The sequence below is a fragment of the Chromohalobacter sp. 11-W genome (assembly GCF_029889905.1).
Classification (GTDB): domain Bacteria; phylum Pseudomonadota; class Gammaproteobacteria; order Pseudomonadales; family Halomonadaceae; genus Chromohalobacter.
The window spans coordinates 122920-146489 of the sequence record NZ_JARANZ010000002.1; the positions used below are offsets into that span (position 1 = coordinate 122920).

The following is a 23570-nucleotide window of genomic DNA, read 5'->3' on the forward strand; positions in this document are numbered from 1 at the left end:
TTATTTATCACGCGAAACGTCGGCTGTCACTTGACACAATGCCTCCAGAACCTAACCCAAGGAGGCTGTCATGGCTGAAGAAAAAGTTGCACTCATCATGGGCGGTGGATCCGGTATGGGAGCCGCTGCCGCACGCAGACTGGCCCAGGATGGCTATCGTATCGCCATCCTCTCCTCGTCGGGCAAGGGCGAGGCTCTGGCCAAGGAATTGGGCGGTGTCGGTGTCACCGGCTCGAACCAATCACTCGACGACGTGAAGCAGGTCGTGGATCTGACGATGGCGACATGGGGGCGGATCGATGCGCTGGTCAATTCCGCAGGTCATGGTCCGCGCGCACCAGTCCTCGACATCCCTGACGAGGACTGGCACCAAGGCATGGATGTCTATTTCCTGAGCGCCGTGCGTCCGACCCGTCTGGTCGCACCAATCATGGAGGCTCAGGGTGGTGGCGCCATCGTCAATATTTCGACCACCTGGGCTTTCGAGCCGTCCAGCGTATTCCCGACCTCGGTGGTATTCCGGGCGGGCCTTGCCAGCTTCACCAAGCTCTTCGCGGATGCCTATGCGGCGAAGAATGTTCGCATGAACAATGTGCTGCCCGGCTGGATCGACAGCCTTCCCGAAGTCGATGAGCGCCGCGACAGTGTGCCGATGGGTCGCTATGGGACGGTCGAGGAAATCGCAGGCACCGTGGCCTTTTTGCTATCGGACGGCGCAGGCTACGTCACCGGACAGAATATCCGCGTCGATGGCGGCGTGACCCGCTCCATCTGATTGCCCCTGCCCTACCGCGTCAACGAGCCGCCTTTCCCCGGGGGAAGGCGCTCGTTGCGCTTTTCCTCAAGGAGAACGCCATGTTATGTGCCTATGCTGCGCTCGCCGCGCTCGGCATCATCTGGGGCTCGAACTTCATCTTCATGAAGTGGGCCACCGACCTGATCTCGCCCACGCAGACGGTATTCCTGCGAGTGCTGTTCGGTTTCCTTCCCCTGGCCTTGGTGGCATGGCGAGCCAAGGTACTGACGCGTGATCAGTTGCGCCATCTACCGCACTTCGCGGTCATGTCGGTGCTTGCGACGACCTTCTACTATTACGGGTTTGTGGCTGGCACCGCCCGGCTGCCATCGAGCATCGCCGGGCTCCTGAGCGGCTCGATCCCTATCTTCACGTTCATCTGCGCCTTCCTGTTCCTACGCCAGGATCGCCCGACCGGCCAGATGGCGGCTGGCGTTGCCCTGGGCTTCATCGGTATCGCACTGAGCGCCCGCCCCTGGGAGGGCACCGATGGTGTGGCGTTGACCGGGGTCTTCTGGATGCTGGCCGGGACGCTGAGCCTCGGGGTGTCGTTCGTCTATGCCCAACGGTTCCTGTCGCCGCTGAAACTACCCCCGCTGGCATTGGCGACCTGGCAGACGGGACTCGCGCTTCTGACCTTGCTGATACTGACCGACTTCGACGGCATGGCTGCCATAACGACGGACTCGCGAGCATTGTTGGGAGCCATCGTCGGCCTGGGCATGCTAGGCACCGGCGGGGCCTTCTTCAGCTACTACTTCATCATCGAAAAACTCGGATCCGTGCAGGCATCCGGTGCAACCTACATCGCCCCGGTAGTAGCCGTGTTCATTGGCGCTGCGGTCGGTGAGCAAATCACCGGTACCGTTATACTCTCGCTGGCCCTGATCCTAGGGGGCGTGGTTCTGATCCAGTCGGGTAAGCGCAGCACCACACCTGCTTCCATTCAGCACCAAGCTGAGGAGTAGGCTGATCCCAGGACAACTTTCGCTGACGTTGACAAGTGAGCTTGTCAGATTCGGCAAGCGAGATGTCGCAAGCCCGCATCGTGGTGCTTAAAGACGGCGAGATCGTTGAGCAAGGCGACTGCGAAACGCTGCTCAATCAACCTCGAGAAGCGTATACCAAGCGCCTTCTCGAGGCCTCTGGGCTGCATTTCAGCACCTGACGAACTTTTTGGAGACTCATGACGGCGTCGCCAGGTTAAGGAGCGATAAGCATGCAGGAAGATAACGGTATAAACTAGATGGATGCGATTTGCGCCTCGCTAAGCTCACGCCACTCGCCCGGCGCTAGTGCTGAGTCGAGAACGATATCGCCGATCCGTTCGCGGTGCAGTGCGACGACCTCGTTATCCAGCGCCGCGAACATGCGCTTGATCTGATGGTAGCGGCCTTCCTGGATGATCAGACGCGCCTGAATTACATCGTCTTCGTCCGACGCCGGCAGACGTTCGAGGCGCGCGGGCAATGTCGGCTTGTCTTCCTTTTCCAGCATTAGCCCTGCCGCCAGGCGATCTTCCGCCCCTTCCATCAGCGGCTGAGCCAGCGTCACGAGATAATGCTTGTCGCAGCGCCGCTTGGGGGATGTCAGTCGATGCGACCATTGGCCGTCCTCGGTGATCAGCACGAGCCCAGTGGTGTCTACATCCAGGCGCCCTGCGATGTGAAGGCGCTCGCGCTTGGTGACATCCAGCAGTTCGACCACCGAGGGGTAGCGCCCCGGCCGGGTCGTGCACTCATAGCCCGAGGGCTTGTTGAGCATCAGGTATCGCACGCCGACCAGGGCCAAGGGCGCCCCCATCCAGCGTACGTCCTGTTCTTCACCGAGTTTGAAGGCGGCATTTTTGATCACGTCACCATCCACCTCGACCTCGCCGCGGTGCAGGGCTTTCTTGGCTAGCGAGCGCGTCAGCTCGGTACTTTCACTTAAAAAACGGTCGAGACGCATGCAGGAAATTCACTCCTCGACCTGGAAGCGATCGGCATCCATCCAGGCCGGAAATTTGTCACGGAACGCACTCAGCGCCTGACGATCCAGGTGGCCGGTACGCATGAAGGGCACGTCGCGCGGCCCGTCGATCAAGGGCTCGCCCTTGAAGTCGACAAGCATCGAGTCGCCCGCGAACGCCAGCCCCTTGGCGTCTTCCCCCACACGGTTGACGCCGATTACATAGCAGAGGTTTTCGACGGCACGTGCCTGTAGCAGGGTCCGCCAAGGCTGACGACGAGGCGCGGGCCAGTTGGCAACGCACAGCAGCGCATCATACTCGAAATGCTCGCCCGATGCGGGCTGCTGACGCAGCCATACGGGAAATCGCAAGTCATAGCAGACACTCAACAGGATTCGAAATCCCTTGAGCTCGACAATGACGCGCTCGCTGCCCATGCCATAGCGCTCGTGCTCGCCAGCCATGCGAAATAGGTGGCGCTTGTCGTAATGCGTGATATCGCCATCCGGACGCGCCCAGACAAGACGGTTGAAGTACTCGCCGTCTTCGACAACGGCCACGCTGCCAGTCACCACGCAGCCACGCTGGCGGGCTTGCTCGACCATCCAGGCAACGGTGGCACTTTGCGCCATGGGCTCGGCCATTTCGCGGGAATTCATGGTGAACCCCGTGGCGAACATTTCCGGCAGTACGATCAAGTCCGTATCGTCCGCCGAGAGCGTCCCCAGGCGTTCCTCGAGCAAGCGGCAATTGGCTTGGGGGTCTTCCCAGCGCAGGTCGGCCTGCACCAGGGTCGTACGTAATTCGCTCATCACACACCTCCCGGATTGATGATTCAGTCTGAAGGCCAGCTCAGGGCAGCGGCAAGCCTCTTTCGTCCATGTTAGATTAGCGCTCGCCTATTCGGTTTTGTCGCCCCATGCTGAGGTCCCCATGGCTCGAGAGAGTGCCCAAGAGAGCGCTAAAGAGAGTACTAAACAAAGTGCCCCGCAAGACACGTCTTCCACATCGACGGCCGCCGCCGATAAAGACGCCGCCAAGGGCGTAACGTTCGGCTTGATCGCCTATACGCTATGGGGATGCTTTCCGATTTTTTTCTCGCTTTTCGAGGGCGTACCCGCCTGGGAGATCCTGACTCACCGCATCCTCTGGGCGTGTCTGTTTCTGGCCCTCGTGGTCACCCTCTTGGGGCGCTGGCAACCAGTCAAGACTGCCTTGCGCGCGCCGCGCCTGCTAGTGCGGGTACTCGGGTGCGCCTTGCTCATCGGTTTCAACTGGGGGCTCTATATCTACGCGGTGGAAACCCACCATGTCCTCCAGGCCAGCCTCGGTTATTTCATGACGCCACTGGTCAACGTGGCGCTGGGCATGCTGGTACTGCGCGAGCGCATGTCACGCCTCCAGGGCGCCGCAGTGGCCATCGCCATCGTCGCCATCGGCGTTCAACTGGTGGGGCTCGGCGGTCTGCCGTGGATCAGCATTTGTCTTGCTCTCAGCTTCGGCACTTATGGTCTGTTGCGCAAGCAGGTCAGCCTGGATGGCCTTTCGGGGCTGTTCGTCGAGACACTGATACTGCTGCCTCTTGGCTTACTTGCCGTGGCCTGGTTCGAAATTGCCGGTCTATCCCATTTTGGTGGCACCGCACACAACACCACGCTACTGATCGCGAGTGGCGCGCTGACGGCTCTGCCATTGCTGGCCTTCGCCGGGGCCGCACGCCGACTGCGTCTGTCGACAGTGGGATTCTTGATGTACATCAACCCCACTCTGCAATTCTTGATCGCACTGCTGATCTTTCGCGAGCCATTAGGCACCCTGCAACTCATCACCTTCGTGCTCATCTGGCTCGGGCTGGCACTGTATTCGCTTTCCGCTTGGCAAGGCAGGTATGCTGGCGCCAAGTAAGACAAGCGTCACGGCACCGACATCGTCTAGAGTGAGTGCATGACCGCCACGACGTGTCGCGCGGCGGCCGACTGGCCCGAGGAAACACGCCTTCATGACGACGCACCTAGTGCTGGTGGGCGCCGGTCACGCGCACCTCCACCTGCTGAAACACGCTACCGCATTACGTCGCGCCGGCTATCGCATCACGCTCGTGGCGCCCACGCGATTCTGGTATTCGGGGATGGCCGCACGTCTGCTTGGCGGCGCGCCGCGTGATGCCTGCAGCCTCGATATCGCCGCCCTCTCCGCACGCCATGGCATCGAGCATGTCACAGCGCCTTTCGTGGCACTCGACGTGCACACCAAGCATGTCTTCCTGGCCGACGGTCACCACATCGCCTTCGACGTACTCTCACTCAATGTGGGCAGCGACGTCGTCCCGCCGACCCCGACCGGCGCCACCGTACCGGCTTGGGGAGACGCACGTTACTGGCACGTCAAACCCATCGAGCGCCTCGACGCACTGCGCCAGCATGTACTCGATGCCGCTCAGCAGCGCCGGGCCTTGCATATGGTCGTGGTCGGCGGCGGACCTTCCGGCGTGGAAATGGCCGCCAATCTGGCGGGGTTGAGCCAGCGCCTAGAGGCCAACAACGCTATTCGCCTCGTTACACGCCACGCACGCCTCTTGCCCGCCGCACCGCCCACCGCATCCCGATGGGCCAGCCGTCAACTCTCGCGACTGGGCGTCGACTGGCATCCCGACGTAGCGCTCGACGGCGGTGCCGGGTGGCTCGACACCCTCGATTTCTCACCCGACGACATCATCCTCGCCACGGGATTGCGGCCTGCGTACTGCGTTGCCGATTTGCCACTGGCTCTCGACGACAACGGCATACGCATCAAGGCAACATTACAAAGTGAGGAACACGCGACGATCTTCGCCGTCGGTGACTGCGCCTCGCTGATCGATTACAGTCTTCCCAAGCGCGGCATCGAAGGCGTCCGTCAAGGCCCCGTGCTACTGCAGAATCTGATTGCCCTGCAGAATGGCACGCCACTGAGTGACTACCACCCACCGGCAACGGCACTGGCCATCGTGGACATGCACGACAAGGGATTGGCACTTTACGGGGAACACTGGCGAGGCAGTCGCCTGGCCTTGCGGCTCAAGCGCTATATCGATGCGCGCTTCCTGCGGCGTTATCGGTAGTTAGGGTGTAGCGTTATCGATAGGTAGGCGGCGACACGCGGAAAGCGACGCGTCGCACCGCCGGAGATGACGGTGCCCGGGCAGCGCTCGCGCATCACACCTGCATATTCATGACATCTTTATAGGCCGTCACAAAGCGATCGCGTACCTGCTTGCCCATCTCGAAGGCGATGCTGCCCTTTTGCATATCGACCATTACGTCGTTGAGCTCCACACCCGGCGCACCCGCCTCAAAGGCTTCGGCCTGCGCATTGGCAGTCTGCTTCAAACTATTGATACGTGAAATCGCGCTATGCAATTCGCCGGTAAAGCCACCGCCGCCGACCGACGTATTGACCTGGCTCCCGGGCGTCTGGCTCGCCTGATTGGCCATGGACTGCATTTGCTGAAGCGCCTGTGAAATGGCAGGTGCACTCATGAATTTTCTCCGCCGATCGAACAGCTCTGGAATACGTTGCTGAACCCTATCAGCAACCAGGCCAGCGTCATATCTGCAATTGGGACCTAAAACATCGGCTTTTCCACCCTTTAGGGTTTTCTTAGCTACACATAATGGCGGTCATCACACATACGCCTCGTGACGGTATCGATCGCACCGTCACGAGGCGTCAAACGATGCGCAGAATTTTGGAGTTGGACACCCCCATGCTTGCCGCTGGACCTTTTCAGTGCCTACCCCGGCGTTGCCGGAGGATGACATGAGCACAGCAGCATCCTCCTCGACCGAGGCCAACCAAGGTACGTCAGGACAACGTCAAGGCAGCGCCGCCACGGGCAACGCCCCATCGTTTGTCGACCGACTGCGCAGTAACCCGCGCGTACCGCTGATTATCGCCGCCGCCGCGTGTGTCGCGGTCATCGCCGCGCTTTTGATGTGGGCAAGCTCCCCCGATTATCGCGTGCTTTATTCGACACTCACGCAGGAAGATGGCGGGAAGATCGTCGCCGAGCTCGACACCATGGGCGTGCCCTACGAGTTCAGCGAGAACGGCCAGGCACTGCTGGTGCCTGCCGAACGGGTCAACAAACTACGCATGCAGCTCGCCGAACAAGGCCTGCCGGAAGCCTCCGGCGTGGGCTATGAACTAATGGACGAGCAGTCGTTCGGCATTAGCCAGTTCACCGAGCATGTCAATTACCAGCGCGCCCTCGAAGGCGAACTGTCGCGCACCATCGAGGATCTCGGCCCGGTGGCCAAAGCCCGCGTTCACCTCGCCATGGCCAAGCCTTCAGTCTTCGTGCGTGAGAGTGAGCCCGCCAGCGCCTCCGTCATGCTCGACCTGCAACGCGGGCGCGTTCTCGGCGAAGGCCAGGTGCAGGCGATCATGCACCTGGTATCGAGTAGCGTTTCCGAGCTGGCCACCGGCGACGTCGCTGTAATCGATCAAACCGGCCGCCTGCTCTCTCCTGCCAGCGATGGCAACGACGCGCTCAGCGGCACGCAGCTGGACTACGTATCCCGCGTCGAGCGCAACTATGCCGAGCGCATCGAATCGATTCTGGCGCCCATCCTCGGCGCGCGTAACGTCAAGGCCGAAGTCTCCGCCCAGCTCGACTTCTCCAAGCGCGAGGGCACCAGCGAGACTTACTCCCCCAATCAGCCGCCCAATGAAGCCGCCGTGCGTAGCGAGCAATCGAGCATTACCTACAGCGGCGATGCCGATCTGGCCATGGGGATTCCCGGCGCGCTGAGCAATCAACCGCCGGGTACCGCAGCGTCCCCCATCAATGCGCCGCAGGAAAACAATGATGGAGCGGACGACAACGCACAGGGCGACAACGCACAAGACGATAACGCTCAAGCCCAGGATGGCGAAGACGCCGCGACCCAGGAAAACGCCACTGTGGGGCGTACCAGCCGCGACAACACCATCAACTACGAGGTCGATCACCAGGTCGAACACGTTCAGCACCAGACCGGTACCATCGAACGCCTCAATGCCGCCATCGTGGTCAACTACCGCGACGGCGTCGACGAGGATGGCAATCCGGCGCGTGTCCCCCTGAGTGACGACGAGATCGCCAACATCCGCAGCCTCATACAGCAGGCTATGGGCTTCTCGGCAGCACGTGGCGACCAGCTCGAGGTCGTCAACTCGCCCTTCGAAGACACTGACGAGCAGCGCCCCACATCACCGTGGTGGGAATCTCCCTTGCTGTGGTCGCTGGCCGCCACGCTGGGCAAATACCTGCTGATCGGTCTCGTCGCCCTATTCCTGTGGTTCAAGGTGCTGCGTCCGCTGGTTCAACGCCAGACCGAGCGCCCAGCCTTCTCACCGGCCATGTCGGGCCCTGCCGGTGCAGCCGCAGGGGCCGGTGCGGGCGGTGGTGCCGACGCCTACGCGACGGCTCAATCCGAGACAGCTGGCGCCGAGGAAGAACCACCGGCACCGCCACAGAAGCGGCGTGAGCGGCGCTCGGCCAGCTACGAGCAAAACCTCCGTGACGTACGTGAGATCGCTCAGGAAGACCCGCGTCTCGTCGCCATGATCGTCAGAGGGTGGATGGGTTCCCATGAGTAAGATGAGTGGCGCTCGCCGAAGCGCAATTCTGCTGCTCTCGTTGGACGAGGACAGCGCCGCCGAGGTCTTCAAGTACCTCAGCAACAAGGAGGTCCAGGAAATCAGCCTGGAGATGGCCTCCTTGAGCCAAATCTCGCACGAGGACATGGAGGAGGCTCTGAGCGAGTTCCACGATGAAGTGGAGCAGTTCTCCGCCGTCAACCTGCACAGCAGCGAGCACATACGCACCGTGCTCACCAAGGCACTGGGCAGCGAGCGGGCCAACAGCCTGATCGAGGACATTCTCGAAACGACCGGCTCCGCCTCGGGCATCGACGCGCTGAACCTGATGGAAAGCACTACCGTCGCGGAGCTGATCCGTGACGAACATCCGCAGATCATCGCCACCATCGTCATCCACCTGGATCGCAACTTGGCCGCGGATGTGCTCGAGCAGCTCGACGAGAAGCTGCGCAACGACGTCGTGCTACGTATCGCCACTTTCAGCGGCGTGCAGCCAGCGGCATTGCAGGAACTCACCGAAGTACTCGGCAGCATGCTCGATGGCCAGAACGTCAAGCGCAGCAAGATGGGTGGCGTAAGAACCGCCGCCGAGATCCTCAACCTGATGAACTCGTCTCAGGAAGAGCTGGTCATCGACGCCGTGCGGGCGCACAACGACGACCTCGCGCAGCGCATCATCGACGAGATGTTCCTGTTCGAGAATCTGCTGGATATCGACAACCGTGGCATTCAGCTCATCCTCAAGGAAGTCGATACCAACTCGCTGGTCGTGGCCCTCAAGGGTGCCCAGGAAGCCCTGATCGACAAGATCACGCAAAACATGTCGCAACGCGCGGCCACGCTGATGCGCGAAGACCTCGAAGCACGCGGCCCGGTACGCGTATCCCAGGTCGAGACCGAGCAGAAAGCGATCCTGCAGGTGGTGCGTCGCCTGGCCGACAACGGCGAAATCGTACTCAGCGGAGGTGACGACAGTTATGTCTGACAAGCCGCTATCCGACGACGTCATTCATACGCCGGACGACCAGCGCTGGCGTCCCTGGCGTATGGATGAGCTGCCGCATGACGGTGGCGATGGCAGCGATCAGCTCGACCGTGCACGACGCTTCGAGCAACGCCGGCGCGAGCAACGTCAGCGTCTCATCGAAGAACGCGAGGCACTGCACCACAAGACCCGCGAGAGCGCCTATCGCGAAGGCTACGACGCCGGTTTCGAAGAGGGTCGCCAGGCCGGTTACGAAAAGGGCCTCCAAGAGGGGCGTGAGGCAGGCGATCAAGAAGCCAAGCGCCAGCTCGACGACGCCCTCGCCCCACTCGGCCAACTGGCCGACGAGTTCCGCACCGCGCTGGATACAATGGACACCCAGCTTGCCGACCAACTCGTCGAGTTGGCCATGCTCACCGGTAAGCATCTAGCCGACGAAGCATTGGTCGCCACCCCCGAGCATGTCGTGACCATCGTTCGCCAGCTCCTCCACGAGGAGCCCGTGCTAAACGGTCCCACTCAGTTGTGGCTACATCCCGACGATCTGGCGCTGGTCCACGAGCATGTCGGCAACGAGCTCGAAGCGGCGCACTGGACGCTGCATGAAGACGCCTCGCTGCAACGCGGTGGCTGCCGTGCCGAAAGCGCCACCGGCGGTCTCGATGCCACGCTCGAGACGCGTTGGCAAACGGCGCTGAATCAGCGTCGCCAGCGCCACGTCGCACCTTCCCCGGCAACGGGATCGGAGGCCGGTGATGACTGAGACGCACCTTGCCGACACGCATAACGAGACCTCTCATGGCGCCCATTGGCAGCGCGCCCTGGGTAAGGTCGCGCAGCGTATCGAGGGGCTGGATTCACGTCGCCCCCACGGCAAGATCGTGCGTGCCACCGGCTTGGTACTCGAAGCGACCGGCCTGCGCCTGCCCTTGGGCAGTGCGTGCCTGGTGGAACTCGCCCAACATGGGCATACCGAATATGCCGAAGCCGAAGTGGTCGGCTTTGCCGGCGACCGGCTGTTCCTCATGCCGCTCGGCGATACCCAGGGCTTGGTACCGGGAGCGCGTGTGCTGACACTGGGCAGCAACCAGCGCGATGCCGCCAGCGCACGCCGTTTTCCCCTTGGCGACGCGCTCCTCGGACGCGTGCTGGACGGCAATGGTCGCGCGCTCGACGGCAAGGGCTCACTGGAAAACGCCCCGCATGCCCCCTTGAATACGCGGCCCATCAATCCGCTCGACCGCGCGCCGATCGAGTCCGTCATCGATGTCGGCATTCGCGCCATCAACGGCCTGTTGAGCGTCGGTCGTGGGCAGCGCATGGGGCTTTTCGCCGGCTCTGGGGTCGGCAAGAGTGTGTTGCTCGGCATGATGTCGCGCTACACCCAGGCCGATGTCATCGTCGTCGGCCTGATCGGCGAGCGTGGCCGCGAGGTCAAGGATTTCATCGAAAACATCTTGGGCACCGAGGGACGCGAGCGCGCCGTGGTCGTCGCCGCACCTGCCGACGTCTCACCGCTGCAGCGCTTGCAAGGCGCCGCCTACGCCACGCGCATCGCCGAAGGGTTCCGTGACGAAGGACGTAACGTCCTGTTGATCATGGACTCACTGACACGCTACGCCATGGCCATGCGCGAGATCGCCCTCGCCGTGGGCGAACCGCCCGCTACCAAAGGCTATCCGCCATCCGTCTTCGCGCGCTTACCAGGGCTCGTCGAACGTGCCGGCAACGGCAAACCCGGCGGCGGGTCGATCACTGCCTTCTATACCGTGCTGACCGAAGGCGACGACCAACAGGATCCCATCGCCGATGCCGCACGCGCCATTCTCGATGGCCACGTCGTGCTCTCGCGGGACCTGGCGGAAAGCGGGCACTACCCCGCCATCGATATCGAAGCCTCGATCAGCCGCGCGATGACCGAGATCACCGAAGGCGTTCACCAGCGTCGGGCGAAACGCTTCAAGCAGCTTTTCTCGCGTTATCAACGCAATCGCGACCTGATCAGCGTCGGCGCTTACGCCGCCGGGCACGACCCGCAGCTCGACCGCGCCGTCGCCCTTTATCCGCGTCTCGAGGGTTTCCTCCAGCAGGGAATCTACGAACAAGCCGATGTCACTGCGACGCTAGACGCCCTGGCATCGCTATTTCCGGAGACGCGCTGATGACATTCACTCTGCATCGCGGTAAGGAGCTCTCATGAACGCACGCTCACCGCTCTCCACGCTCAAGGAACTGGCGCAGGAAACCTGCGATCAGGCAGCACAGTCGGTGGGACACTCCCGCCGCAGTCTGCAGGAAACGCAGCAGCGCCTGGACCAGCTCTTGAACTATCGGCATGAGTACCGTCAGCGCCTCGACAAGAGCATGGAAAAGGGCATCGAGCCCGCCAACTGGCACAATTACCAACAGTTTCTGGCCTCACTCGATCAGGCCATTGCCAGCCAACGCAAAGTGCTCAACGACCAGCAACGCCAGCTCGATCGTCAGCAAGAAGCGTGGCAAGGCGAGCGGCGCAAGCTCAACACTTACGATACGCTGGTGTCACGCCGCGAACAGGTCGAGCAGAAACGCGCCACACGGCGTGAGCAGCAGCTCTTCGACGAGATGTCGGCGCGCATGTCGCGTCGACAGAAAAACGATCGTGGCCTCGACGTTACGTCGACGGACACCACGCATTCCAATAACCGCTTTTGACGAGGCATGCTCATGGATATTGCCCTGCTCAACAACCTTCAAGGCGGTAGTCAAGCCTCCGCGACCAACCTTGGCAATGCGAGCGAGACGCGTGGCGGCAAGAATGCCGACAACAGCGCCTCTCCGTTCGCCAGCCTCCTCGGCAAGGCCCGTGGCGGCTCGGATGCCAAGAGCGATGCCGGCACCGAATTGCTGTCAAAGGACACCGCGAGCCAAGATGATAGCGGTCTCGTCGCGGCGCTCAACGAGATGATGCAAGACAGCGACGACGCCAAGTTGCTCAGCGACTGGCTCGAAAGCGGTGATGCCAGCCAGCTAGAGGCTCTCACTCAACGCCTGGGAGAAATACAGCAAGCGTTGGGCGGCGATGATTCGAAACTCACCGATGACGCTATGGCGGCACTACTCGCCGCGCAGCTGCCGACAAATGCTATGACGACTGGCACCGGCCAAGCTCAGGGCAGTGCCGGCATGCTGGCCAGCCAAAGTGGCGATCTTTCGCTCAACGATATCCAGCAACGCATGATGCTCATTCAGCAGTCCTCCAGCGGCATGCGGGACGGTGCGGGCGATGCCCTCTCACGCCAAGACCTCATGGCGCGGCTGACCAACGCCGCCACGAATACAGGCACAGGCCAAGACACCCAGTCCCTCGCCCAACTGATGCAGAATGCACAGAGCGCATCGGGCCAGGCCTCGTCACAAGGCAATGGCCAGATCTCCCCGACGGCGGCCTTCAGTGCCACCCTGGTTCAACAGGCGCAGGCCGTCGCCGATGCACAACGTGGCGACACGCTGACCGGCCAGCAGGGCCTGGAGCGTCAGGGCAGTGACTCGTCACTGTTCACCAATCTGGGCCACAACGCCGCCGCGGGTAATGCCACCACTGGTGCCGCCACCAATGCCAGTGCTGCAGCCAGCGCCGCCGGTGCCTCCGCCACCGCAACACTTACCCCCCAGGTCGGTATGGCCGAATGGGGGCAGTCGCTCGGTCAGCAGGTCGTGCGCATGGCACAGCGCGGTGACCAACAGGTCGAATTGCGGCTGCATCCCGCCGAACTAGGCCCATTGAGCGTCTCGCTCAAGATGGGCGATCAGCAGCAGGCCAACCTGCAGTTCTTCTCCGCTCACGGTGCCGTGCGTCATGCCCTGGAAGCAGCGATCCCGCAATTGCGCGAAGCCCTCGCCGATAGCGGCATCGCCTTGGGCGAAACCTCCGTCGGTGAGCAGGACCAGTTCCAGCAGCAATCCGGTGAGCAACAGGGAGAGCCCGGCTCCCGAGGTGATGCCCAAGGTGGATTGTTCGCCGCCGGTGACGCGAACGCTGACATGCCGAGCCTAAACGAGACGCCATTGCAATATATCGCGTCTTCGGGAATTAGCCTTTATGCCTGAGCCTAGCTGCCGATAACACGTGAGAGACGTCCACGGTAGACGTTCGACAAAGCCCGAAGTGGCGTGCGTGAAGCTTTCTATTCGAGCAATCGGATAGCGCTTCCTATCGCCATACTCGGTCCACTCATCTACGCCGAAGTGAATGACATAAACGATGGCCAAAACCAACAAGCGCGGCAAGTCTCTATGGCTAATAGGACTCCTGATTGTCCTGTTCTCGGTCGGCAGCTCCATTGGCGTCTACATGCTCATGGACTCGCGCCAGGAAGCATCGGCCAACGAAGAGCCGATCGAGCCCAAGGAGGCGCCGGCGCCGATTTTCGTCACGATCGAACCGTTCACGGTCAACTTGCAGGACGATGAATACAGTGACCGCCTACTCTATGTAGGACTCTCCTTGAAGGTGGGTGACGACAAGACGAAAGAGGTTCTCGAGCAATACATGCCGGAGGTTCGCAGCCGCTTGCTGATGCTGCTTTCCAGCCAAGAAGCCGGAGCTCTCGTCAAGCCCGAGGGCAAGCAACGCCTTGCCAATCAGATTCTGACGCTGTTCGACGAACCGTTAGCCGAGCCGCAGCCGCCTCTGGACGTCACCGGCGTGCTATTTTCCGAATTCATTGTGCAATAAGACGACATGTCCCAAGACGATCTACTCTCGCAGGATGAGATCGACGCGCTCCTAAAGGGCGTGAGCGGTGACGATGATAGCGCGAAGGAAGACGATACTTCGCGCCAGGGGAAGGTGCGTCCGTTCGATCCCGCCAAGCAGCATCGCATTATACGCGAGCGGCTGCATGCGCTGGACATCATCAACGAACGCTTCGCCCGCCAGTTCCGCGTGGCGCTTTTCAACCTGATGCGGCGTAGCGCCGACATCACGGTCGAAAGCGTTCGCTATCAAAGCTATAGCGAGTTCTCGCGCAACCTACCGGTGCCTACCAACCTCAATCTGATCACCATGAAACCGTTGCGTGGCTCGGCACTGGTGGTATTTCCGCCCAGCCTGGTCTTCATGGTGGTCGACAACTTGTTCGGCGGGGACGGACGCTTCCTCACCAAATCCGAGGGGCGTGAGTTCACGCGCACCGAACAGCGCATCATCCATCGAATGCTCAAGCTGGCGCTGGATGGCTATAGCGAATCGTGGAAATCGGTCTATCCCCTGGATATCGAATACACACGCTCGGAATTGCAGGTGAAGTTCGCCAACATCACCAACTCGCCCAACGAAATCGTCGTCAACAGTACCTTCCACGTTGAGGTCGGCAATCTCTCCAGCGAGTTCAACATCTGCATTCCCTACTCGATGATCGAGCCGATCCGCGACACGCTTGCCAGCCCCCTGCACGACACGCATCCCGACGAGGAGCAGCAGTGGGAGGCGCGCATGGCTCATGAGATCCGCCACTCGGACGTGGAGTTGACAGCCGATTTCGTCGACATTCCCTTGCGCCTGCGGGATGTCACCCAGCTGTCGGTGGGCGACATCATCCCCATCGAATTACCCGAGGCGGTGAATGTCAGCGTCGACGGTATTCCCGTGATGACGTGCGATTACGGCAGCCAAAAATCCCAACGCGCATTGCGCGTTCGGCACCTTATCGAACACGGCTCGAGCCAAGTTGCAGCGAAGGATCCGAAAGATGACTGATTCCAAGAACCCCGATCAGAAAGGCACCGAGGACGAGTGGGCCGACGCCATGGCAGAGCAGGATGCGTCCAAAGATACCAATCCATCCAAGAGCACGGATGAAAGCGCTGCCGACGCGGAAGAAGATCTGTGGGCGGCGGCAATGGCCGAGCAACAGACGACCGAAGAAGAAAGCGCCGACATCACGTCGGACGAAAACGCGTCACGGGCTCAAAACGCCGAGCATGAAGTGTTCAAGCAGCTCGACGAAGGAGCCGCCGGCACCACGCCGCGCGACCTCGAGCTGATCATGGATATCCCGGTCAAACTCAGCGTCGAGCTGGGGCGTACGCGCATCACCATCAAGCAGTTGCTCGAGCTCGCCCAAGGCTCGGTGATCGAACTGGATGGCCTGGCCGGCGAGCCCATGGACATTCTCATCAACGGTTACCTGATCGCGCAGGGGGAAGTCGTGGTCGTGGATGACAAATACGGCATCCGCATCACCGAGATCATCACTCCCTCGGAACGCGTCAAAAAGCTGAACAAATGAGTGTCGCCGACAGCGCACGCGAGGCGGCCGTCTCGCTCGACGGTGGCGGTGACGCCGCAATGGGGATGGCCTGGGTAGGCAAGACCACCCTCTCTCTGGCGTTGATCGTCGCCATTATATTGCTGTGTGCCTGGCTGCTGCGCCGACTGACACCGGGACGCCTGCGCGCGTCCCAACACGTCAAGGTAGTGTCCAACACCGCCATCGGCCAACGCGAGCGCGTCACCGTCGTCGAGATCGACGGGCGCTGGCTGGTACTCGGCGTCGGCGGCAACCAGGTCACCCTGCTCAAGGATATGCCCGCCGCCGAGGCGAGCGACGCACCGACACCGGAGTCCCCGGCCCCGCTGAGCGGCAGCTTCGCCCAACGCTTTCGCCAGGCGCTGGCGCAGAATATGGGACGCAAATCGCCGGATTCATCTTCCTCGCGGTCTCAGGACGGTGCTAATGCGGACAAGGAATCCGACCGATGAACGTCGCAGCCATCCTCAACCGGATAGACGTCGCCGTCATGCTGCGTCGTGGTCTGGCATTGCTGTTGCTAGTCTGGCCCGCGCTGGGCTGGGGGCAGGAAATTCCGGGCATTGTCACCGAACCCACGGGTGACGGCGGTCAACGATGGTCGTTGAGCCTGCAGACGTTGCTCCTGCTCAGCTCGCTGGCCTTCTTGCCCGCGCTGCTCCTGGGCATGACCTGCTTTACCCGCATCATCATCGTGTTGAGCTTGCTGCGCACGGCCATCGGCACCCAGTCGACGCCGCCCAATCAGGTATTGCTGGGGCTGGCGTTGTTCATGACGTTTTTCATCATGTCGCCGGTCATCGACCGCGTGCATGAACAAGCGTGGGTGCCCTTCTCCGAGGACCAGATCAGCCTCGAGCAAGCCATGAAGCAAGGCAGTCAGCCTTTTCGCGAATTCATGTTCGCCCAGACACGCGAAACCGATCTGGCGCTCTTCGCGCGCATGGCCGACGCCGATGAAATGCAGGGCCCCGAAGATGTCCCGATGCGCCTGCTGGTGCCCGCCTTCATGACCAGCGAACTGAAGACCGCGTTCCAGATCGGTTTCAGTATCTTCATTCCATTTCTGATCATCGACCTGGTGGTCGCCAGTGTGTTGATGGCACTGGGGATGATGATGGTGCCACCGGCGACGATTTCTCTGCCCTTCAAGCTCATGCTCTTCGTACTCGTCGACGGCTGGAATTTGCTCATCGGCTCGCTGGCCGAAAGCTTCTATATGTAGGTAGGGGTAGACACGGCATGAGCGCACCTCAAGACGCCCCTGCCAACGATATTAAGGAGACGCAGCCATGACACCCGAAATGGTCATGGGGCTGGCGTATCAGGGCATGAAAGTCACGCTGATGCTCGCCGGCCCCCTACTGATGACGGCCCTGTTGATCGGCCTGCTGGTCAGCTTGTTTCAAGCGGCCACGCAGATCAACGAGATGACGTTGACCTTCATACCCAAGATACTGGGCGTTTTCGGCGCCTTGGTCGTGGCAGGCCCGTGGCTGATCCAAACGATCGTCGACTTTACCCGCGAGCTATTTCAGAACCTACCCACGATGGTCAGCTAGACACCCATGGTTCAGGTAACGTTCGACCAATTGCATGAGTGGCTGACGCTATTCTTTTGGCCGTTCGTGCGCATCCTCGCCTTCCTCGCAGCGACGCCGATATGGAACCAGCATGGCGTACCGCGCCAAGTGTCGATCATACTAGGGGCGCTGCTAGCGGTGGTCATCGCTCCGACGCTGCCCCCCATGCCCGACACGCCGATCTTCTCAGTGGCGGCGCTCGGCATTCTGATCCAGGAAATGCTGATCGGGATCGCCATGGGAATGGTCCTGCGCGTGACCATCGCGGTGGTACAGGCCGCCGGCGAATTCATCGGTCTGCAAATGGGGCTGGCGTTTGCCACCTTCTTCACGCCGGGCGTGGGCAACAGCATGGTACTGTCGCGCATCTTTCAGATGATCACTCTGCTCATGTTCCTGGCGCTCAACGGGCATTTAATGACGCTGGAGATACTCGCCAATTCCTTCCAGACCCTACCGATCGGCGGCCCCAGGGTGGATGCCAGCGCCGGCGAGCTCATCGCCTACTGGGGGGGTGAAATTTTCACATCCGGCGTACTGATGGCATTGCCCTTGATCGTCTCGCTGCTGATCATCAACCTGACGCTGGGAGTGCTTAACCGCGCCTCGCCGCAGTTGTCGATCTTCTCGATAGGCTTCCCCATGACCCTGACCACCGGCCTCGTGCTGCTAATGACGCTGATGCCGGACCTGCTGCGCTTTCTGGAGATTGTCTTCAGCGACAGCCTGAATGCCATGCAGGAGGTGGTCCAGCGCCTGGCAGGTGGCTAGGCATTGTCTGAAAACTGCCTGCGCTCGGCCATACTGCGTTAAAAATCAGCTCAAAATGCTCATTTACACCCCGTAAACTCCGCTTTTTCGCTGATTTTTGCCTTGCCTGACCTTCGCTCGTCGACTTTTCAGACAGTGCCTAGGTTTTGCCTATCCGACGGAACGTAAAACGCCACGTCCTTGCGGACGTGGCGTTTTGCTTGCGGGCACGATTGACGTGGGTAAAACGCGGCGCTGCACTCAGTGATGCCTAGTTCAAATACTGGAACAGGGACATCTGTTGAATATCGGCGAACGACTTCTGTGATGCCTGCAGCCCTACCTGGCTGAGCATATAATCGGAAATCGCCGAGTTGTAATCCAGATCTACCAGATCGGAGCGCGTCTGCTCGTAGGCAATCTCGCGGTTGCCGCCGACGTCGTCCAAGGCGTTCAACTCGTTCATGCGTGCGCCGACCGAGGCTCGCGTGGTCAGCACATTATCCAGCGAGGCATCCAACTTGCGGCTCGCGGTAGACAAGGTGTTGTCCAATGCCGCCTGGTCGGCATCGGTCTCGACGGGCTGACGCAGAGCATTGATGGTATCGCCGATGGTCTTGAACAGGCTGGCCTGCTGCTCATCCATATCGCCACCCGGCGTAACGTTCAACGAATCACCGTCTGCCGGCTCGCCTTCCATCGTCAGCGCCAGACCACCGAATTCGATGGTCTCGCCATCGGTGTACTCAGCCGTTACCGTGTCACCGGTGTTGGTATTGGTCGCAGTATATTCAAGATCACCAGCGCCATTGTCAGCAAACGAGATTTCGTACGCATCACCATAGCCCGCGGCGGCGGCATCACGAACATCCGGCCCCGTGAAGGTCATGCTCCCCGTATTGCCTTCACCGGCTTCGGCGATATATTCGCTACCCGACGAGAATTTCATGAACACGTCGGAACCCGTATCGCTGGTGTTCATCGAGCGCTCGGCATCGATCTTCTGTTTCTTGACGCCCTGATCGCCTTCATAACCGATGGTATCGACATTGTCGCCGGCATCGGTGCGCGAGAAGGCCTTGGCATTATCCTGATAACCGCTGAACAAGTAGGTGCCATTACCATCGGTGGTGTTGCCAAGCCCGATCAACGTTTCATAGGCACCCTCGAGATCGGAGGCCAGCGACTCGCGGTCGGCGTCGCTCAAGGTACCGTTACCGGCTTGTACGACCAGTGATTTAGCCGAACCGATAGCATCGCTGACGCTATTAAGGACGCTTTCCTCTTGGCTAAGAGAGTTACGCGCGGTCACTCGGCTACTTTCTTGTTGCGCATTGACGGCCAGCGACTGCGATACCCCCACCGCACGCGAGGCGGCACGCGGGTCATCGGAAGGATTCACCACGCGCTTGCCGGAAGCGATCTGTTGACCGACATCCGCGAAATCGGCTTGCTGGCGGTTCATCGCCGAAACGCCTTGCTCGTACATCGTCACGGTGCTGATACGCATTTTTGCTTACCTCGTCACGCACGCTGTGCTCACCCAGCGTCGTATTGTCTTCAGGAATCTTGTCTTCGAGCACCTTGCCTTCGCCAGCATCATGGCGTTACGGCGGTGCTCGTCCAACAACATCAACGCAATTGCAGAACCGAATCGAGGACCTGGGACCCCACGTCGATGACCCGTGCATTGGCCTGGTAATACTGCTGATAACGGACCAGGTTGGCGTACTCTTCATCCAGGTTCACACCGGACTCGGACTGCTGATACTCGCGCAGTTGCTCGGTAAGCCCCGATTGCGCGTCCAGATTGACCTGCGTGATGTTGGTGGTATTGCCCACGTCATTCACCAGGGAGGCATAGGCACCGCTGACAGACGATGTTCCGCCGACGATCTTCTCGCTCTGCAAGTCGAGCAGCGCCAGCGCGTTTTCGTTGTTGCCACTGCCACCTGCATCACTTGCCGCTGCAATTTCTGCGCCCTCGCTGATCGCCACCTCGAAGTCCTGCGCGGCGGTGCGCGTCGGCTGCAGCATAAAGCTATCGCCTTCTTGGGCGGTACCGGAGATATTCAAGGTCATGCCCTCGAACTCAACGTCACCGGCACCATTCGGGGTCAAGGTAGTGGTCTTACCATCCGATAATTTCTCGGCTTGGTACTCCCCACCCTCATAGGTAATACGATAATCGCTCGAGGTCAGCTTCGTAACGTCACCGTATTCGGCGGTGATCGATCCATTACCGTCATTCTCGCTATTGCTCATCACACGCGGCGAGCCAACATTGAAGAAGGCTTCGCCATCGTCACCGTTAAGATCGACGCCCTGCTCATGCACGGCATTGAATTCCGAACCCAGCACCGCTGTCATGCGGCCCAGTTGGTTCTGCACGCTGTCCAGCGTTTCGCTACGAAACGACAGCAAGCCGCCCAGCTCGCCGTTCTCGAAGGCGCTATCATCGATCTGATTGACGTTGCCTGCCGCGTCGCGATAACCGATCACCGTGCGCGATGGGTCTTCGCTGGAAGACACCGCTTCGAGGTCATAGCTCCGCGTGCCTGACACCAGCGGCTGGCCATTTTCCAGGTTGATGTTGTAGGTATCGCCATCCTGGACGTTCAGGTCCGCGCCCACCAATTCATTGAGATCCGAAACCAGCTTGTCGCGCTTGTCGAGCAGCGTGTTGGGCTCTTCACCGGACTTGGCGCGTGCCTGGGTGATCTGGTCATTGAGCGAGGCGATTTGCGTGGCGGTGTTGTTGATGTCCGTCACTGTCCCTTCGAGCTGACCATTGAGGCTGCTGCGCATATCGCCCAGGTAAGAGTCGAACGAACGAAACTGCGCCGCCATGGACGATGCCGAGCCCAGCACCCCTTCGCGGGCCGCGGGATCAGATGCCGCGCCGGAGAGATCGTCCAGGCTGGAGAAGAAATCCTGCATCAGGGGCGCTAGCCCCGCATCGCTATCGGCCAGCAGGTTGTCGATCTGCGAAACCTGGCTCTGGTAGCTTTTAAGGGCACTTGTCTGACTGTTGGCGTCGTTGTACTGCTCGGTGACGTAGCTGTTGAACTGGCGCTGCACTTCGTCGACCGAAACCCCGGTGCCTGTCGAGCCATTGCTATAACTTTCCCCGAGGATCGGCAACTGGCGATTGTAGCCCTCGGTATAGACGTTGCTCAGGTTGTTGCTGGTCGTCGACAACGCTGTCTGGGCCGCACTTAGGCCACTCAGGCCAATCGAGAAAATGCTCATGACACGTTTTCCTGGCTAGGGGTACCGGGCCCTATCGAGGATGGCCGGCACGACGAATAGTGATTACTTGTTGTATCGGCAAGACCGCGCACGACTTGAGGAAAAATCCATGCGGACGCTCAGAAAATGCCCGTGGGCATGCGCGACACACCATAGGGGTCGACACTGTCAGCTTCTGAGCCCGTGCCAGAGCGCTCGGCGGCACTGGCCAACGCCGGGCCGCTCGCGAGGCCTTCATCGATCTGCGCCATCACATCGATCACCTTATCGGCGTAGTTCGGGTCGGTGGCATAGCCGCCGGACTGCAATGCGCGCGCCGCGTTCTCCGGTGTCGAGGCGGTGACCACGCCGGCGTAACGCGGGTTGTTACCGATCAACTGGGCGTAGTCCTTGAAGGCCGCCTCAAAGGAGTCGTAGACGCGGAAGTCATCGCTTTGCTGGCGAGCACGCCCGTCGACATACTCCGTGGTCATGATGCTCGTGGCATCCCCGTCCCAGCCGTCACTGGCCTTGATACCAAAGAGATTATGGCTATTGCCGCCATCGCGAGTGGGGATCTCACGCTCGCCCCAGCCGGTTTCCAGTGCCGCTTGCGCCAGGATCAAGGACGCCGGCACGCCGCTATCCTGGGCGGCCGCCTCAGCAGGCTCACGCAAGCGCGACAGGAATCCTTCGACATGCGGCGCCGCACGCGTCTCACCGGTAGCGGCTTCCGCCACCGATGGCCGTGTCTCACGATTTTCCGCCACTTCCGGCATCGTCGCGCGTGCAGACGAAGCGTCGGAGGCCTGCGTCGCAGCGTCCCCCTTGGCAACCACATCATCTTTGGGGACGACCGGATCGCTCAATACGCGCGGTGTGCCACGTGGGATACCGGCAATCAGATCGCTGCGCGTCACATCGTCATCGCGGCCGACAATGCCTCTGCCCTGCAATTGTTCGACCAGCATGTCCGAGAGCCCAATGTTCCCCGAGAGTTTTTGTGCCCATTGCTTGTCTAGCATCGAGGTATAGGTATCGGTCTCATTGCTGCTGAGCAGATCGGACTGCGGAATCGCGTCGCGCATGCTCTTGAGCATCATTTGCAGAAACACGGCCTCGAACTGATCCGCCGCCTGCGAAAGCCCCTTCTCGGGCGAATGACTCGCCGTGTGCTTGAGCCGTGACAACGACTGCACATCGAGGGCGAACTGATTGCTGAGTCCATCGACACTCATCAAATGATCTCCAGTTCCGCATTAAGCGCGCCCGCGGACTTGAGCGCCTGCAGAATCGACATCAGATCCTGGGGTGAAGCACCCAGCGCATTGAGGGCATTGACGACATCCATGAGTTCGGCGCTGGTATTGACCATTTGCAGCGCCCCGCCTTCCTGCTGGATGGAAATGTCCGCATCGGGCACCACCACCGTATCGCCGCCGCTCAGGGGATTGGGCTGACTGACCTGAGGCGTGGAATCGATGGTCACCGAGAGATTGCCGTGCGCCACCGCCGCGCGGTCCAGTGTTACCTCACGATTGAGGACCACCGAGCCAGTACGTGAATTGACGATGACCTTGGCCGGGCCTGCATTGGGCGTAACGTCCAGGTTCTGGATACGCGCCATGAAGTTGACTCGCGAGTTGCTGTCGCTGGGCGATTTCAAACGGATCAGACGACCGTCCATCGCCGCGGCCACGGGCGTACCGAAGTCCTGGTTGATGGCCTCGACGACGCGCTGCGCCGTGGTGAAGTCAGACTCATTGAGGTAAAGATCCAGCGTACCGTCACCGCGCCCCAAGCGCAGGGCCACTTCCTGCTCGACCGTGGCACCACCAGGAATCCGCCCGGCCGCCGTGTGGTTGACCTGAACACTGTTGCCGGCCTGCTGGGCGCCCACGCCACCGACCAGCAAGTTGCCCTGTGCCATCGCGTAGACATTTCCATCCACCCCGCGCAGCGGCGTCATCAGCAACGTGCCGCCACGCAAGCTGTCGGCGTTACCCATCGAGGAAACGGTGATATCCATTTCCTGCCCCTGACGCGCGAAGGGAGGCAACTGCGCCGTCACCATGACCGCGGCTACGTTGCGCAGCTGCATGTTGGTGCCTTCAGGAATGCTCACGCCCAACTGCGAGAGCATATTGATCAACGTCTGGCCCGTGAATGGCGTCTGCGTCGTCTGGTCACCCGTGCCGTCCAACCCCACGACCAGGCCATAGCCCACCAACTGGTTCTCGCGGACCCCGGCGAAACTCGCCAGGTCACGAATGCGCTCGGCCTGTGCGGGAGCGGCGCAGACACCACACAACAACAGCACGCCCATCCAACGCAGCAAACTTCTCATGGCGTATCT

General features: G+C 60.8%; 25 protein-coding genes. 18 read left to right on the forward strand and 7 right to left on the reverse strand.

The features are described from left to right. Window positions 1-70: 70 nt before the first annotated feature. The 3 genes from OP494_RS03320 (at window position 71) to OP494_RS03330 (ending at window position 1964) form a co-directional block, all read left to right on the forward strand. Window positions 71-775 carry an SDR family oxidoreductase gene (locus OP494_RS03320; protein WP_280539301.1) on the forward strand — a complete coding sequence of 235 codons (705 nt, stop codon included), beginning with the start codon at window positions 71-73 and terminating at the stop codon, window positions 773-775. Window positions 776-855: 80 nt separating this feature from the next. Continuing rightward, window positions 856-1764: a DMT family transporter gene (locus OP494_RS03325; protein WP_280539302.1), complete on the forward strand. Its 909-nt coding sequence runs from the start codon at window positions 856-858 to the stop codon at window positions 1762-1764. A gap of 62 nt (window positions 1765-1826) precedes the next feature. Next, the gene (locus OP494_RS03330) at window positions 1827-1964 is read left to right on the forward strand and encodes a hypothetical protein (protein WP_280539303.1); all 138 of its coding nucleotides are present in this window, start codon (window positions 1827-1829) and stop codon (window positions 1962-1964) included. Between the two features lie 74 nt (window positions 1965-2038). Here OP494_RS03330 and rsuA read toward each other — a convergent pair whose 3' ends face one another. Both rsuA and OP494_RS03340 read right to left on the reverse strand, forming a co-directional pair. Continuing rightward, the gene (rsuA, locus tag OP494_RS03335) at window positions 2039-2746 is read right to left on the reverse strand and encodes a 16S rRNA pseudouridine(516) synthase RsuA (protein WP_280539305.1); all 708 of its coding nucleotides are present in this window, start codon (window positions 2744-2746) and stop codon (window positions 2039-2041) included. 9 nt (window positions 2747-2755) lie between these two features. Next, the gene (locus OP494_RS03340; RefSeq protein WP_280539307.1) at window positions 2756-3559 is read right to left on the reverse strand and encodes an amidohydrolase; all 804 of its coding nucleotides are present in this window, start codon (window positions 3557-3559) and stop codon (window positions 2756-2758) included. A gap of 121 nt (window positions 3560-3680) precedes the next feature. Between OP494_RS03340 and rarD the strand changes: the two genes are divergently transcribed. Both rarD and OP494_RS03350 read left to right on the forward strand, forming a co-directional pair. Beyond that, window positions 3681-4652 carry an EamA family transporter RarD gene (gene rarD, locus OP494_RS03345; RefSeq protein ID WP_280539308.1) on the forward strand — a complete coding sequence of 324 codons (972 nt, stop codon included), beginning with the start codon at window positions 3681-3683 and terminating at the stop codon, window positions 4650-4652. A 94-nt stretch (window positions 4653-4746) separates the two neighbouring features. Then, entirely contained in the window at window positions 4747-5847 is a 1101-nt protein-coding gene (locus tag OP494_RS03350) for an FAD-dependent oxidoreductase (RefSeq protein ID WP_280539309.1), read from the forward strand. 94 nt (window positions 5848-5941) lie between these two features. Here the strand turns inward: OP494_RS03350 and fliE are convergent, their stop codons facing one another. Then, window positions 5942-6265, reverse strand: a complete 324-nt coding sequence (gene fliE / locus OP494_RS03355; protein ID WP_075369221.1) for a flagellar hook-basal body complex protein FliE — start codon at window positions 6263-6265, stop codon at window positions 5942-5944. A gap of 280 nt (window positions 6266-6545) precedes the next feature. Here fliE and fliF point away from each other — a divergent pair, with 280 nt between their 5' ends. The 13 genes from fliF (at window position 6546) to fliR (ending at window position 18004) form a co-directional block, all read left to right on the forward strand. Then, on the forward strand, window positions 6546-8369 hold the full coding sequence (fliF, locus tag OP494_RS03360) for a flagellar basal-body MS-ring/collar protein FliF (protein ID WP_280539310.1): 1824 nt from the start codon (window positions 6546-6548) through the stop codon (window positions 8367-8369). Beyond that, window positions 8362-9357, forward strand: coding sequence for a flagellar motor switch protein FliG (gene fliG / locus OP494_RS03365; RefSeq protein WP_075369219.1), 996 nt, complete (start codon window positions 8362-8364; stop codon window positions 9355-9357). Before fliF ends, fliG begins: the two co-directional genes overlap by 8 nt. Further along, window positions 9350-10120, forward strand: a complete 771-nt coding sequence (locus OP494_RS03370) for a flagellar assembly protein FliH (protein WP_280539312.1) — start codon at window positions 9350-9352, stop codon at window positions 10118-10120. Before fliG ends, OP494_RS03370 begins: the two co-directional genes overlap by 8 nt. Then, entirely contained in the window at window positions 10113-11519 is a 1407-nt protein-coding gene (gene fliI / locus OP494_RS03375; protein WP_280539313.1) for a flagellar protein export ATPase FliI, read from the forward strand. Before OP494_RS03370 ends, fliI begins: the two co-directional genes overlap by 8 nt. Window positions 11520-11553: 34 nt before the next feature. Next, window positions 11554-12051 (forward strand): flagellar export protein FliJ, encoded by a 498-nt coding sequence (gene fliJ, locus OP494_RS03380; RefSeq protein ID WP_075369216.1) that lies wholly within the window; start codon window positions 11554-11556, stop codon window positions 12049-12051. 12 nt (window positions 12052-12063) lie between these two features. Then, window positions 12064-13446, forward strand: coding sequence for a flagellar hook-length control protein FliK (locus tag OP494_RS03385; protein WP_280539314.1), 1383 nt, complete (start codon window positions 12064-12066; stop codon window positions 13444-13446). Window positions 13447-13600: 154 nt separating this feature from the next. Then, window positions 13601-14074, forward strand: a complete 474-nt coding sequence (gene fliL, locus OP494_RS03390; RefSeq protein ID WP_280539316.1) for a flagellar basal body-associated protein FliL — start codon at window positions 13601-13603, stop codon at window positions 14072-14074. 6 nt (window positions 14075-14080) lie between these two features. Next, the gene (fliM, locus tag OP494_RS03395; RefSeq protein ID WP_280539317.1) at window positions 14081-15097 is read left to right on the forward strand and encodes a flagellar motor switch protein FliM; all 1017 of its coding nucleotides are present in this window, start codon (window positions 14081-14083) and stop codon (window positions 15095-15097) included. After that, window positions 15090-15629, forward strand: coding sequence for a flagellar motor switch protein FliN (fliN, locus tag OP494_RS03400; RefSeq protein WP_280539318.1), 540 nt, complete (start codon window positions 15090-15092; stop codon window positions 15627-15629). Before fliM ends, fliN begins: the two co-directional genes overlap by 8 nt. Further along, the gene (fliO, locus tag OP494_RS03405) at window positions 15626-16102 is read left to right on the forward strand and encodes a flagellar biosynthetic protein FliO (protein ID WP_280539319.1); all 477 of its coding nucleotides are present in this window, start codon (window positions 15626-15628) and stop codon (window positions 16100-16102) included. Before fliN ends, fliO begins: the two co-directional genes overlap by 4 nt. 38 nt (window positions 16103-16140) lie before the next feature. Continuing rightward, complete coding sequence (gene fliP / locus OP494_RS03410) at window positions 16141-16875, forward strand: flagellar type III secretion system pore protein FliP (RefSeq protein ID WP_280539606.1); 735 nt, start codon at window positions 16141-16143, stop codon at window positions 16873-16875. A 67-nt stretch (window positions 16876-16942) separates the two neighbouring features. Next, a complete protein-coding gene (gene fliQ, locus OP494_RS03415) occupies window positions 16943-17212 on the forward strand; it encodes a flagellar biosynthesis protein FliQ (protein ID WP_040241314.1) in 270 nt (89 codons plus the stop codon). A gap of 6 nt (window positions 17213-17218) precedes the next feature. Continuing rightward, window positions 17219-18004, forward strand: a complete 786-nt coding sequence (gene fliR / locus OP494_RS03420) for a flagellar biosynthetic protein FliR (RefSeq protein ID WP_280539320.1) — start codon at window positions 17219-17221, stop codon at window positions 18002-18004. Window positions 18005-18254: 250 nt separating this feature from the next. On the opposite strand, the gene flgL is transcribed toward fliR, so the two are convergent. The 4 genes from flgL to OP494_RS03440 form a co-directional block, all read right to left on the reverse strand. Then, window positions 18255-19493: a flagellar hook-associated protein FlgL gene (flgL, locus tag OP494_RS03425; protein WP_280539321.1), complete on the reverse strand. Its 1239-nt coding sequence runs from the start codon at window positions 19491-19493 to the stop codon at window positions 18255-18257. 122 nt (window positions 19494-19615) lie between these two features. After that, window positions 19616-21235: a flagellar hook-associated protein FlgK gene (gene flgK, locus OP494_RS03430; RefSeq protein ID WP_280539322.1), complete on the reverse strand. Its 1620-nt coding sequence runs from the start codon at window positions 21233-21235 to the stop codon at window positions 19616-19618. A gap of 119 nt (window positions 21236-21354) precedes the next feature. Further along, complete coding sequence (gene flgJ, locus OP494_RS03435) at window positions 21355-22452, reverse strand: flagellar assembly peptidoglycan hydrolase FlgJ (protein WP_280539323.1); 1098 nt, start codon at window positions 22450-22452, stop codon at window positions 21355-21357. Then, entirely contained in the window at window positions 22452-23561 is a 1110-nt protein-coding gene (locus OP494_RS03440; protein ID WP_139312373.1) for a flagellar basal body P-ring protein FlgI, read from the reverse strand. The genes flgJ and OP494_RS03440 overlap by 1 nt, the downstream gene beginning before the upstream one ends. Window positions 23562-23570: the final 9 nt, after the last annotated feature.